The sequence below is a fragment of the Phenylobacterium sp. genome, from assembly GCF_036402295.1.
Classification (GTDB): domain Bacteria; phylum Pseudomonadota; class Alphaproteobacteria; order Caulobacterales; family Caulobacteraceae; genus Phenylobacterium.
In genome coordinates, this window is record NZ_DASWTE010000056.1 from 57,233 (window position 1) to 68,191 (window position 10,959).

The 10,959-nt window shown below is 70.0% G+C and carries 12 protein-coding genes; 6 read left to right on the forward strand and 6 right to left on the reverse strand.

Annotation, left to right across the window (positions count from 1 at the left end; translation table 11 throughout):
* Positions 1-3: 3 nt before the first annotated feature.
* On the reverse strand, positions 4-375 hold the full coding sequence (locus VGD44_RS03565; RefSeq protein WP_331083930.1) for a YraN family protein: 372 nt from the start codon (positions 373-375) through the stop codon (positions 4-6).
* Positions 372-1,235, reverse strand: a complete 864-nt coding sequence (gene rsmI / locus VGD44_RS03570; RefSeq protein ID WP_331083932.1) for a 16S rRNA (cytidine(1402)-2'-O)-methyltransferase — start codon at positions 1,233-1,235, stop codon at positions 372-374. Before rsmI ends, VGD44_RS03565 begins: the two co-directional genes overlap by 4 nt.
* A 119-nt stretch (positions 1,236-1,354) precedes the next feature.
* Between rsmI and VGD44_RS03575 the strand changes: the two genes are divergently transcribed.
* Positions 1,355-2,188 (forward strand): AraC family transcriptional regulator, encoded by an 834-nt coding sequence (locus VGD44_RS03575; RefSeq protein ID WP_331083934.1) that lies wholly within the window; start codon positions 1,355-1,357, stop codon positions 2,186-2,188.
* Here VGD44_RS03575 and hemW read toward each other — a convergent pair.
* Together hemW and rdgB are read right to left on the reverse strand one after the other, a co-directional pair.
* Positions 2,185-3,348, reverse strand: coding sequence for a radical SAM family heme chaperone HemW (hemW, locus tag VGD44_RS03580; protein WP_331083936.1), 1,164 nt, complete (start codon positions 3,346-3,348; stop codon positions 2,185-2,187). The genes VGD44_RS03575 and hemW overlap by 4 nt on opposite strands.
* Positions 3,345-3,944, reverse strand: coding sequence for an RdgB/HAM1 family non-canonical purine NTP pyrophosphatase (gene rdgB, locus VGD44_RS03585; protein ID WP_331083939.1), 600 nt, complete (start codon positions 3,942-3,944; stop codon positions 3,345-3,347). Before rdgB ends, hemW begins: the two co-directional genes overlap by 4 nt.
* A 415-nt stretch (positions 3,945-4,359) precedes the next feature.
* On the opposite strand from rdgB, the gene VGD44_RS03590 reads away from it, so the two are divergent.
* Both VGD44_RS03590 and VGD44_RS03595 read left to right on the forward strand, forming a co-directional pair.
* A complete protein-coding gene (locus VGD44_RS03590) occupies positions 4,360-4,887 on the forward strand; it encodes a DUF2975 domain-containing protein (RefSeq protein ID WP_331083941.1) in 528 nt (175 codons plus the stop codon).
* A 14-nt stretch (positions 4,888-4,901) separates the two neighbouring features.
* Positions 4,902-5,138: a helix-turn-helix transcriptional regulator gene (locus VGD44_RS03595; RefSeq protein ID WP_331083943.1), complete on the forward strand. Its 237-nt coding sequence runs from the start codon at positions 4,902-4,904 to the stop codon at positions 5,136-5,138.
* A 7-nt stretch (positions 5,139-5,145) separates the two neighbouring features.
* Here the strand turns inward: VGD44_RS03595 and VGD44_RS03600 are convergent, their stop codons facing one another.
* Entirely contained in the window at positions 5,146-6,504 is a 1,359-nt protein-coding gene (locus VGD44_RS03600; RefSeq protein ID WP_331083944.1) for a DUF418 domain-containing protein, read from the reverse strand.
* A gap of 562 nt (positions 6,505-7,066) precedes the next feature.
* Positions 7,067-7,783 (reverse strand): ribonuclease PH, encoded by a 717-nt coding sequence (gene rph, locus VGD44_RS03605; RefSeq protein ID WP_331083946.1) that lies wholly within the window; start codon positions 7,781-7,783, stop codon positions 7,067-7,069.
* A 143-nt stretch (positions 7,784-7,926) separates the two neighbouring features.
* On the opposite strand from rph, the gene hrcA reads away from it, so the two are divergent.
* The 3 genes from hrcA (at position 7,927) to dnaN (ending at position 10,868) form a co-directional block, all read left to right on the forward strand.
* Positions 7,927-8,952, forward strand: a complete 1,026-nt coding sequence (gene hrcA / locus VGD44_RS03610; RefSeq protein ID WP_331083956.1) for a heat-inducible transcriptional repressor HrcA — start codon at positions 7,927-7,929, stop codon at positions 8,950-8,952.
* A gap of 16 nt (positions 8,953-8,968) precedes the next feature.
* Complete coding sequence (gene grpE / locus VGD44_RS03615; protein WP_331083948.1) at positions 8,969-9,568, forward strand: nucleotide exchange factor GrpE; 600 nt, start codon at positions 8,969-8,971, stop codon at positions 9,566-9,568.
* A 181-nt stretch (positions 9,569-9,749) separates the two neighbouring features.
* Complete coding sequence (dnaN, locus tag VGD44_RS03620; RefSeq protein ID WP_331083950.1) at positions 9,750-10,868, forward strand: DNA polymerase III subunit beta; 1,119 nt, start codon at positions 9,750-9,752, stop codon at positions 10,866-10,868.
* Positions 10,869-10,959 lie beyond the last annotated feature (91 nt).

Here is a 10,959-nt window from a genome sequence, read left to right on the forward strand (position 1 = left end):
CCCTTAGACGCCCTTCCAGGCGTCAGGAATATGCCGAGGAAGTCGGCCCGGGGCGAGGGCCAGCAGATCGAGGCGGACATCGCACCCCGCTAGCGCCGGCCGCGTCGCGGCCAACTGCACGCCGGCGCGGCGCAGGCGGTCGCGCTGGTCGTAGGTCACCGTCTCCAGCGCGACCTCCAGTGTGGTGCGGCTCTTCACCTCCACAACGGCCAAGACGCGCCCGCGTTTCGCGACGACGTCGATCTCGGCCAGCGGCGTCTTCCAGCGGAAGGCCAGGATGCGGTAGCCCTTGGCCATCAACCAGGCGGCGGCCCACACCTCGGCCCGCCGGCCGGAGAGGCGCGCGGCCGCGCCGCGGGCGACCCGCACGTTCACTGTTTCAGCTCCATCGCGCGCCGGTAGAGGTCGCGGCGCGGCAGGCCCAGCGCCTTGGCCACCTCGGCGGCGGCGTCGGCCGGCTTCAGGCGGGCCAGGGCGTCTTTCAGCGCGGCGTCCGCGTCGGCGGCGGTGGCTTCGGTCTCGCGGCCCGGCGCCACTAGGATCACGATCTCGCCCTTCGGCGCGTCCAGCTTCGGGTGGGCGGCGAGCTGGGAGAGCGGCCCGCGGTAGAAGGTCTCGTAGAGCTTGGTGAGTTCGCGGGCGACCACCGCCTCGCGGTCGCCCAGCACCTCGGCCATGTCGGCCAGGCTTTCGGCCAGCCGCGAGCCGCCCTCGAAGAAGACCAAGGTCGCTCGCACGCCCGCGAACTCCGCCAGGAACGTCCGCCGCGCGGCGCTCTTCGGCGGCGGGAAGCCCACGAACAGGAAGCGATCAGTCGGCAGGCCTGCCGCCGACAGCCCGGCCAGCAGCGCCGAGGCGCCCGGGATCGGGACCACATTGAAGCCCGCCGCCGCCGCCTCGCGCACCAGCCGGTAGCCGGGGTCCGAGATGAGCGGCGTGCCCGCGTCGCTGACGAGCGCCACCCGGCCTCCTTCGGCCAGCAGCGCCAGCGCCTTCGGCCGCGCCCGCTCGGCGGCGTGCTCGTCGTGCCGCTCCAGCTTGGCCGATAGCCCGAAGGCGGAAAGCAGCTTCCCCGTCACCCGCGTGTCCTCAGCCAGCACGAGGTCAGCCTGGGCGAGCACGTCGAGCGCCCGCAGTGTGATGTCGCGCAGGTTCCCGATCGGCGTCGCCACCACGTAGAGCCCCGGTGCGAGCGGCGCGTCGTCGAGGGTCGGCGGGGGCAGGGCGCGAGCCATCGCGGAGGGTTCGCCGCTCCGCGCCCGGAACGCAAGCGCGCTCGCTCCTGGCGCGCAACAGCGATCAAGCGGGTAGGCTCCTGAAGAGGCGAGAACCACGAGGTTTCGTGGGAGCGGTCATGGACCCCGTGCAGAAGGCGATCTGGTTCGTGGAAGGCCATCTCGGCGAGCCGTTCTCGCTCGAGGACGTGGCCGACGTGGCGGGCCTGTCGCGGTTCTATCTGGTGCGGGCGTTCGGCCAAGTCACCGGCCGCTCGGTCATGCGCTACGTCCGGGCGCGGCGGCTCACCGAGGCCGCGCGCGTCCTGGCTGGCGGGGCGCCCGACATCCTCTCGGTCGCCTTCGACGCCGGCTACGGCTCCCACGAAGCGTTCACCCGCGCCTTCCGCGACCAGTTCGGCAAGACGCCTGAGCAGGTCCGCGGCCAGGGCTGCGCCCAGTCGCTCGAACTCGTGGAGCCCCTTAGCTTGGACGAACTCACCGCCATCAAGCTGGCCGACCCGGTCTACGTCGACCGCGGCCCACTCCTCCTCGCCGGCCTCCTGGAGCAGTACCGGGACGGCGACATGTCGGCGATCCCGAACCAGTGGCAGCGCTTCGCCCCCTGGCTCGGCCATGTCCCGCACCAGGTTCCCTATGTGTCCTACGGCGTCGTCTTCAACGGCGACGACGAGGGGACCACCGACTACCTGACCGCCATGGAGGTCACCGACTTTTCCGACGTGCCCGGCCCGCTCGCCCGCCTGCGCCTGGGCGCCCAGCGCTATGCCGTGTGGCGCTACCCGGGCCACATCTCCGAGATCCGCGCGGTCTGGCGCACCATCTGGGCCGACTGGGTCCCGGGCCGCGTGAAGACCCTCGCCGACGCGCCGTTCTTCGAGCGCTATCCCGCTGAATTCGACCCCCTCAGCGGCGAAGGTGGGTTCGAGATCTGGCTGCCCGTGGCGAGCTAGGGTTCGGCCAGCGCCAGCTCCGCCGTCACCGAATCCAGCACCCGCCGGCCTGCGGGAGACGCGATCAGCCGTTCGGCGTCGTCGGCCAGCAGCCCCAGGTTCACGAGCCCCCGCACGGTCGGGTGGCGCGCCGACAGCCCCAGCGCCGCCACCTCGCCGAACGCCACGCCCTCACGCACCCGCAGGCCGCTCAGCAGCCGTTCCTCGGCGGCCTGCACGGGCGAGAGCGCCTCGCGGCTCTCGAACCCCGCGCCCGTCTCGTGGACGCCGCGGATGTAGTCGGCCGGTCGGTCCGCGGCCTCGGTGGCGAGCCGCGCGCCGCCCGTGGTGATCCGCCCGTGCGCGCCGGGGCCTGCTCCGACGTAGTCCCAGCCGCGCCAGTAGACGAGGTTGTGCCGCGACCGGGCCGCCGCGCCCCGCGCATGGTTCGACACCTCGTAGGCCTCGAATCCTTCCGCCTCGAGCATGGCCTGGGTGGTCTCGTAGAGGTCGGCCCCCGCCTCGTCGCCAGGCGGGACAAAGAGGCCGCGGCGCACGGCCCGGTCGAAGGCGGTGCCCGCCTCGATGGTCAGCTGGTAGGGCGACAGGTGCTCAGGCCCCAAGTCGACGGCGGCGCGCAGTTCGTCGGCCCAGGCCGCCGGCGTCTGGCCGGGCCGCGCATAGATCAGGTCCAGCGACAGCCGCGGGAACACCCTGGCAGCCGTCTGCGCCGCCCGCCGGCCCTCGGCGGCGTCGTGGTTGCGGCCGAGGAACCTGAGCGCCGCGTCGTCCAGCGACTGCAGGCCCAGCGACAGCCGGTTCACGCCCGCATCAGCCAGGGCCGCGAACCGGGCGGCCTCGGCGTCAGTGGGATTGGCTTCCAGACTGACTTCCAGGTCGGCCGCCGGCGTCCAGAGCCGCCGCGCCGCCGCCACGATCTCGCCCGCCCAGGCCGGGTCCATCAGCGACGGCGTCCCCCCGCCGAAGAACACCGACACCAGCTCGCGCGGCCCGGTGATCGCCCGCTGCGCCTCGAGGTCCGCCACGATGGCAGCAGCCAGTTCGGCCGCCTCGGCTTCGCGCCCCTTCGCCTTGAAAACGTTGAAGTCGCAGTAGGGGCAGATCCGCGCGCAGTAAGGCCAGTGGACGTAGACCCCCAGCGGTGGGGGCGGTTCGGTCACAACAGCGCCGCCTTCAGCTTCTCGAACGCCCGGGCGCGGTGGCTCATGCCGTCCTTGGTCACCGGCTCGATCTCGCCGAACGTCTGGGTCATCCCCACGGGGACGAAGATGGGGTCGTAGCCGAAGCCCTTGTCGCCGCGCGGCGGGAAGGTGAGGGTCCCGTCCACCCGGCCCTCCACTACCACCGCCGGCCCGCCGGGCCAGGCGACGGCCAGGGCCGAAGTGAACCACGCCGCGAAGTCCTCGGCGCCCACTTCCTCCAGCCGCTCCTCGACCTTCTGCATGGCCATGGCGAAGTCCTTGGCCGGTCCCGCCCAGCGCGCCGAATAGATGCCGGGCGCGCCGTCCAGCGCCTTGACCGACAGGCCGGAGTCGTCGGCGAGCGCGATCAGACCCGAGGCGTCGGCCGCGGCGCGGGCCTTGAGCAGCGCGTTCCCCGAGAAGGTCGCCTCGGTCTCCTCCGGCTCGGGCAGGCCCAGTTCGCCGGCCGCCACCAGCTCGAAGCGGCCTTCGAGAATCTCGGACAGTTCGCGCGCCTTGCCCGGATTGTGCGTGGCCACCACCAGCCGCGTCCCCGGTTCCAGCTTCAAGGCCATGCATACGCTCCTCGTCTTCCGCGGCCGGAACCTACCGCCGCCCGGCGCGCGCTGCATTGCGAAAGTTTAATATTGTTAATCGATATTCACGTGATCGAGAAACGATGCGGGCGTATTGATAATCACATCGAAGCAGAGCGCTTCGACCCAACCCACCGCTGCAGTGCAGCAGAACGCAACGGAGCTAAAAAATGTTCGCCAAGACCATGATCACCCTCGACCGGACCGCGATGAGCCTGATGGTCGTCCTGGCGGCCATGCCGATCCTGAGCATCGCCGCCCGCGCCGCCTTCCTCTAGGTTCTTAAAGCAAGAGAACTATGAGGTTCGTCGAACGATCCGCCCCGGCCTTGGCCCAGATGGCCACCCCGCGGCGGATCACGACGAAGCCTTGCTGAGGGGGAGCCGATAGAGACATGCGCGCCTTGGGTCCGGGTTCGGTTTCGAGCTTCCTGAAAATCATCCTCGACGTCGTCTTCGCGGCCCTCTGGATCGGCGTCGCCGTCATGTCGCTGATCACGCTCGCGGCGCTGCTGCTGAGCTTTAATCCCGACCTCCTCAAGGGCGTCCAATTCAACGGCGAAGCCGCCGAAATGCTGGAGCGCGGTCCCGTCCTGACCGCCGGGCTCGCAGCGGCGGCCCTCTACCTCGCCGGTATCCTCGTCATCGTGGGCTCGCTGCGCCGGATCTTCACGACGCTGACCGCCGGCGACCCCTTCCATCCCGACAACGTCGCCCGCCTGCGCCTGATAGGCCTGATTCTTGCCGGCCTCGAGCTCGGCCGCTACGCCTTCTGGGCGGTGGGCGCCCTGTTGCCCGGCGTGCAGCGCAACGACCCCGGGGTCGGCCTCACCGCCTGGTTCTCCGTCCTCGTCGTCTTCGTCCTGGCCGAGGTCTTCCGCGAGGGCGCACGCCTGCGCCGCGAAGCCGAGCTCACGATCTAGGGACCCCACGACACATGCCGATCCGCGTAAGCCTCGACCGGGTGCTCCTCGACCGCCGCATGTCGCTGACCGAACTCGCCGACCGCGTGGGCGTCACCATCGCCAACCTGTCGATCCTGAAGACGGGGAAGGCGCGCGCCGTCCGCTTCTCGACGCTCTCGGCCCTCTGCCGCGAACTCGACTGCCAGCCCGGCGACCTCCTGGTCTATGAACCCGGCCCCGACGACATGTTCGACGAGGACGAGGAGTAGCGCGCAGCTACTCCGCCGCCGCGAGCGCCTCGGCGCCCGTCGCCTGTTTTCGGAATGGCTGGCGCTTCCAGTAGGCGAGGCTCTTCCAGAGCCAGTCCACCGGCCCGCTCTCGAACGCCGCCATCCAGACGTTCGCGAGCACCACCTGCGCGGCGATGATCGCCAGGGCGATCGCGGTGAGGCCCGCCCAGCCGAACTGGCCGAAGAGCCCGAAGCCGATGCCCGGGAACAGGATCCACATGCACAGGACCGAGGCCGTGAGGTAGACGGTGAGCGGCATCCGCCCGGGCGCCTGGAACACCCCCAGCACCCGCTGGCCCACGCCGGTCCGCAGCGCCAGGTTCACCAGGCCGATGTGGCCCAGCACCAGCGCGATGCGGGCCGCGTCCCACGTCATCCACCCGATCTTGGGCTCTGGCGTGAACCGCAGGGCTTCCATGTCGGCGAGGTAGCGAGCAGTGGCGCCCAGGCCGTAGCCTGCGACGACCATCGCCACATAGACCCCCGTCCGCGCGCGGCCTTGCAGGACGCCCCAGTCGTACAACGCCATGCCCAGCAGCATGGTCCCGAAGATCTCGAAGAAGCCGAAGTAGAGGAACGGCCCGACATTGAACTTGGCCCAGATGCCGGCCAGCGCCTCGGCATAGCCCGGCAACGGGCCCAGCCGCGCCTTCTTCTCCTTGGCGACCGCCTCCTGCTTCTTCTTGTTGCTGGCCAGCGGCGCGGCCGCCTCGACCTTCTCCTTCCACGTGTCGAGCGCCTCCTTCTCGGCGGCGCTGGGCGTCTTGCCGGCTTGCACCTTGGCCTGCGCGGCTGCGACGTCGGCCTTCAGGTCGACGCGCTCGGCGTAGCGCATCACGCCCGGCGAGATGGCGGCCAGGATGAAGGCGGCGCCCACGAGCGCCTTGGTCGTCGGGCCCAGTCGGCGGAACGGGAACACGAACAGCGCGGTGATCCCGTATGCGAACAGGATGTCGCCCGGCCACAGCAGCACGAAGGCGTGGATCAGGCCGAAAGCGACAAGCCAGAGGTTCCGGCGATAGTGCAGGTCGGCCACGCTGACTGGGCCGTCAGGCTGCATGGCGTTGCGCGTCATGATCATCACGCCGGCGCCGAACAGCACCTCCAGGAGGCCGCGCTGGGTGCCTTCGAAGAACATGCCGACGCCGATGAATGTGGCCTGGTCGGCCGGCGTCCAGCTCACGATCCGCGGATCGAACGGCTCGACCAGGGAGTAGCCACCCATGATCGGGATGTTCATCAGCAGGATCAGCAGGATCGCGATGCCGCGCAGGACGTCGAGCGCCACGATGCGCTCGGACTTCGCGACCCGCCGCAGCGGATCGTCGGCTCGCATGTCAGGCATTGGCGTCCGCCCCAGAGTGCGCCTCTCGGCGGGCGACGGTCGCGCCGATCAAGCTGCGGCGCAACCGTGTTACGCGTGTTGCGTTGCGGCGACAGTCATGCGGCATTGCAGCGCAGATTTATTCGCCGAGCCGGGAAATCCTTGAACTCCCGGAGGGCAGGACCTAAAAGCCCAGCTACGCTACGCTGCACTGCACAATGGAGTGATCGCCATGATCGCCCTTATCGAAAAGTTCCTGGACGCGATGTTCGCCCCGCTAGCGCGCGAACTCGAGCGCGTGCCCCCGCAGGCGATGCGCTTCCACGTGTTCTTCTGATCTACCGGCCGTAGCCGCGGTTCCGCGAGAGCAGGCCGCAGCCCACGGACGTCGACGGCGCCGACCCCGCGAGGGGCGGCGCCGTTTTCGTTTTCGCACTGACCTTTGGGCGTCGTTGGCGCGTCAGCGCCGATAAGATTCATCCGCGGAAAACGCGGAATGCCGCGGAATGATGTACCGGAAGGCTCTTCCGCGCCTTTCGGCGTTTTCTGCGCTTCAATGATCGCGCCTGCGGCGCGCAGGGCGTCAGGCGCCCGTCGCGGTCCGCTGCATGGCACAGAGCTCGCCGATGCCCTTGCGGGCCAGCGAGAACAGGGCCTCGAACTCGGCCTGGCTGAAGCCACGTTTCTCGCCGGTGGCCTGCACCTCGACGATGTCGCCCGAGCCGGTGAGTACGAAGTTGGCGTCGGCCTCGGCGTTGGAGTCCTCCTCGTAGTCGAGGTCCAGCACCGGCGTGCCCGCGAAGATCCCGCAGCTCACCGCCGCCACCTGGTCGAGGATCGGGTCGGCGGCAATCACGCCCTCGTCCAGCAGGTACTTCGTCGCCAGCCGCAGCGCGACCCAGGCGCCGGTGATCGAGGCCGTGCGGGTGCCGCCGTCGGCCTGCAGCACGTCGCAGTCGATGGTGATCTGCCGCTCGCCCAGCGCCTTCAGGTCGATAATCGCCCGCATCGAGCGGCCGATGAGGCGCTGGATCTCCTGGGTGCGGCCGCTCTGCTTGCCGGTCGCGGCCTCGCGGCGGCCGCGGGTGTGGGTGGCGCGCGGCAGCATGCCGTACTCGGCGGTCACCCAGCCCTGGCCCTTGCCGCGCAGGAAGCCCGGCACCCCCTCCTCCAGGCTCGCCGTCACCAGCACCTTGGTGTGGCCGGCCGAGATCAGGCACGAGCCCTCGGCGTAGCGCGTCACCCCGGTCTCGAGGACGATCGGGCGCAGGAGGTCGGGGGCGCGTTCGGAGGGTCGCATTGCGTTGGGGGCTTTCGTAGGTCGCGCAGCTTGCGCCGCTTCGGGCCGCGCTTATCCTAGATCGGACGTAGACAGTCTATGGGCCAACCCTGACGCACCCCGTGACGCCACCGCTGTTCTCCCGAGGGCCGACGCTCACCGACATGGACGCCCGCGCCCGGGACATCTTCCGGCGTATCGTGGAGAGCTATCTCGAGACGGGCGAGCCGGTGGGTTCGCGCACGCTCTCGAAGGGCGGGGTCTCGCTGTCGCCCGCCTCGATCCGCAACACCATGCAGGACCTGACGCAGCTCGGCCTCTTGGGCGCGCCGCACGTCAGCGCCGGCCGGCTGCCGACGCATGCGGGCCTGCGTCTGTTCGTCGACGGGCTGATGGAGGTGGGCGACGTCGGGGAGGACGAACGCCGCAACATCGAGGCCCGCCTGCTGGCGCACGGCCGCAACTACGAGGACGCGCTGAACGAGGCCTCCTCGATCCTCTCGGGGCTGGCCGGCGGCGCGGGCGTCGTCGTCACCCCCATGCGCGACGCCGGCGTGACCCACGTGGAGTTCGTGCCGCTCTCGGGCGACCGAACGCTGGCGATCATGGTCTTCGACGACGGTACGGTGGAGAACCGCCTCATCCGCCTGCCGGTCGGCGTGACGCCCTCGGCCCTGCAGGAGGCGTCGAACTTCCTGAACGCCCGGCTGCGCGGCAAGACGCTCAGCGAGGCCAAGGCCGACCTGCGCGTCGAGCTGGACCGCGCGCGGCGCGAGCTCGACGTCAGCGCCGCCCGCCTCGTGGAGGACGGCCTGGCCGCCTGGGGCGGCGGCGAGGCCGAGGAGCGCGCCCTTATCGTGCGCGGCCGCGCCAACCTGCTCGAGGACCGCGAGGCGCTGGAAGACCTCGAACGCGTTCGCTCGCTCTTCGAGGACCTGGAGCAGAAGGAGCAGCTGATCCAGCTGCTGGACGGCGTCCGCGACGGCGAGGGCGTGCGCATCTTCATCGGCGCCGAAACGCGGCTCTTTAGCCTTTCGGGTTCCGCTGTGATCGCGGCGCCCTATATGACGGGCGCACAGAAGGTGGTCGGGGCGATCGGCGTGATCGGGCCCGCCCGGTTGAACTATGCCCGGATCATTCCGTTGGTGGACTATACCGCCCGCGTGCTTGGTCAGGTGATGAAGACGTAAGGACGCTGCGAGAACGATGTCTGAGGATCTGACGCCCGCCGATTTCGAAGCCGGTGACGACGCCGACGCCGACGTCGAGGCGATGGCCGCCGAGATCAAGGCGCTGAAGGAGCAGGTGCTCCGCTACGCCGCCGAGGCCGAGAACACAAAGCGCAGAGCCGAGCGCGAGACGAACGACGCGCGCGCCTATGCGATCACCAAGTTCGCCCGCGACCTGCTGGGCGTGGCCGACAATTTCGACCGCGCGCTGGCCTCGGCCCCCGCCGATGTCGAGGGGCCGGCCAAGAACTTCATCGTCGGCGTCGAGCTGACAGCCAAAGCGCTGGCGGGCGCCTTCGAGAACAACGGCCTGAAGAAGATCGACCCCGCCAAGGGCGAGAAGTTCGACCCCCACAAGCACCAGGCGATGATGGAACAGCCCGGAACCGACGTGGAGCCGGGCGGCGTGATCCAGGTGCTGCAGGCGGGCTACGAGCTGCTGGGGCGCCTGGTTCGCCCCGCCATGGTGGTGGTCGCCGCGAAGACGGCCGCCCCGCCGAAGCCGGATGGCGCCGCCAACCCCTATGCGGCCGGGGACGAGGCCGACGCCGGCGGCTCGGTCGATACCCGCGCCTGATCGCCTTCCGCACGGTCACTGAGACGCCTCGCACACGCTGCGAGGCGTTTTGCTGTGAGTTAGGCGGCCACGCTCTTTCGCAGCCTTACGATTTCGCTAATGTCGCAAGTCCCCTCTTTTCGGGGCGCGCGCCGGCACGGGTGATTCGCCGACGGCGGGCGATTGGCGAGCCGGGACCGACATGAAGCTTACGATCGAACGCGCCGCGCTGCTCCGCGCGCTGGGACATGTGCAGAGCGCCGTCGAGCGCCGGAACACGATCCCGATCCTCTCCAACGTGCTGCTGGCGGCCGAGCGCGACCGGCTGACGTTCTCCGCCACCGACCTGGACCTGGAGATCATCGACGAAGCCGTGGCCCAGGTGGACCAGCCCGGCCAGATCACCGCGCCGGCCCACACGCTGTACGAAATCGTCCGCAAGCTGCCCGAGGGCGCCGACGTCTCGCTCAGCTTCACCGGCGAAGATCCGCGCCTGACGGTCGCCGCCGGCCGCTCGCGCTTCAACCTGCCGGTCCTGCCGGCCGGCGACTTCCCGGTGATGTCGGCCGAGGGCTTCGCGAGCCAGATGGAGGTCGATGTGAATGACCTCATCCGCCTCATCGACAAGACGCGCTTCGCCATCTCGGCGGAGGAGACGCGCTATTACCTGAACGGCCTCTACGTCCACACCGTGATCATCGACGGGGCGCCGCGCCTGCGGGCGGTGGCCACCGACGGCTCGCGCCTGGCCCTGGCCGACATGGCGGCGCCCGAGGGCGCGGCCGGCGCGCCCGGCGTCATCGTGCCCCGCAAGACCATCGGCGAGCTGCGCCGCCTGCTGGAAGACGCCGGCGAGAACGTCTCGCTGCAGATCAGCCCCCAGAAGGTTCGGTTGGAGATGAGCGGCGCGGCGCTGACCTCCAAGGTCATCGACGGCAACTTTCCCGACTACGCGCGCGTCATCCCCAAGGACAACAACCGCACGGTCATGGTCGACGCCAAGCTGTTCGCACAGGCGGTCGACCGCGTGGCCACCATCTCGGCCGAGAAGAGCCGCTCCGTGCGCATGGCCATCGAGTCGGGCCGCGTGGTCCTGACCGTCCGCAACATGGAAGCCGGCCAGGCGGTGGAAGAGCTGGAGATCGACTACGAGGGCGAGCCCTTCGAGCTGTCGTTTAACGCCCGCTACCTGCTGGACATCACCGACCAGATCGCGGGCGGCAGCATGGAGCTCCGCTTCGGCGGCCCCAACGACCCCGCCCTGGTGCTCGATCCGGCCGACGCCGACGTGCAGTACATCCTGATGCCGCTGCGGGTGTAGGAGCAATTGCTCCCCATCGGGGGAGCTGTCGGCGAATGCCGACTGAGGGGGGCCTCAACGGCGTCCCGAGCGGAAGACCCCTCCGGCCCTT

What these genes read in the sequence shown, in the direction of transcription:
- rsmI (WP_331083932.1), bottom strand. Translation starts at nt 1,235, where the DNA reads ATGGCTCGCGCCCTGCCCCCGCCGACCCTCGACGACGCGCCGCTCGCA.
- VGD44_RS03575 (WP_331083934.1), top strand. Translation starts at nt 1,355, where the DNA reads ATGGACCCCGTGCAGAAGGCGATCTGGTTCGTGGAAGGCCATCTCGGC.
- rdgB (WP_331083939.1), bottom strand. Translation starts at nt 3,944, where the DNA reads ATGGCCTTGAAGCTGGAACCGGGGACGCGGCTGGTGGTGGCCACGCAC.
- VGD44_RS03590 (WP_331083941.1), top strand. Translation starts at nt 4,360, where the DNA reads ATGCGCGCCTTGGGTCCGGGTTCGGTTTCGAGCTTCCTGAAAATCATC.
- VGD44_RS03595 (WP_331083943.1), top strand. Translation starts at nt 4,902, where the DNA reads ATGCCGATCCGCGTAAGCCTCGACCGGGTGCTCCTCGACCGCCGCATG.
- VGD44_RS03600 (WP_331083944.1), bottom strand. Translation starts at nt 6,504, where the DNA reads ATGCCTGACATGCGAGCCGACGATCCGCTGCGGCGGGTCGCGAAGTCC.
- rph (WP_331083946.1), bottom strand. Translation starts at nt 7,783, where the DNA reads ATGCGACCCTCCGAACGCGCCCCCGACCTCCTGCGCCCGATCGTCCTC.
- hrcA (WP_331083956.1), top strand. Translation starts at nt 7,927, where the DNA reads ATGGACGCCCGCGCCCGGGACATCTTCCGGCGTATCGTGGAGAGCTAT.
- grpE (WP_331083948.1), top strand. Translation starts at nt 8,969, where the DNA reads ATGTCTGAGGATCTGACGCCCGCCGATTTCGAAGCCGGTGACGACGCC.
- dnaN (WP_331083950.1), top strand. Translation starts at nt 9,750, where the DNA reads ATGAAGCTTACGATCGAACGCGCCGCGCTGCTCCGCGCGCTGGGACAT.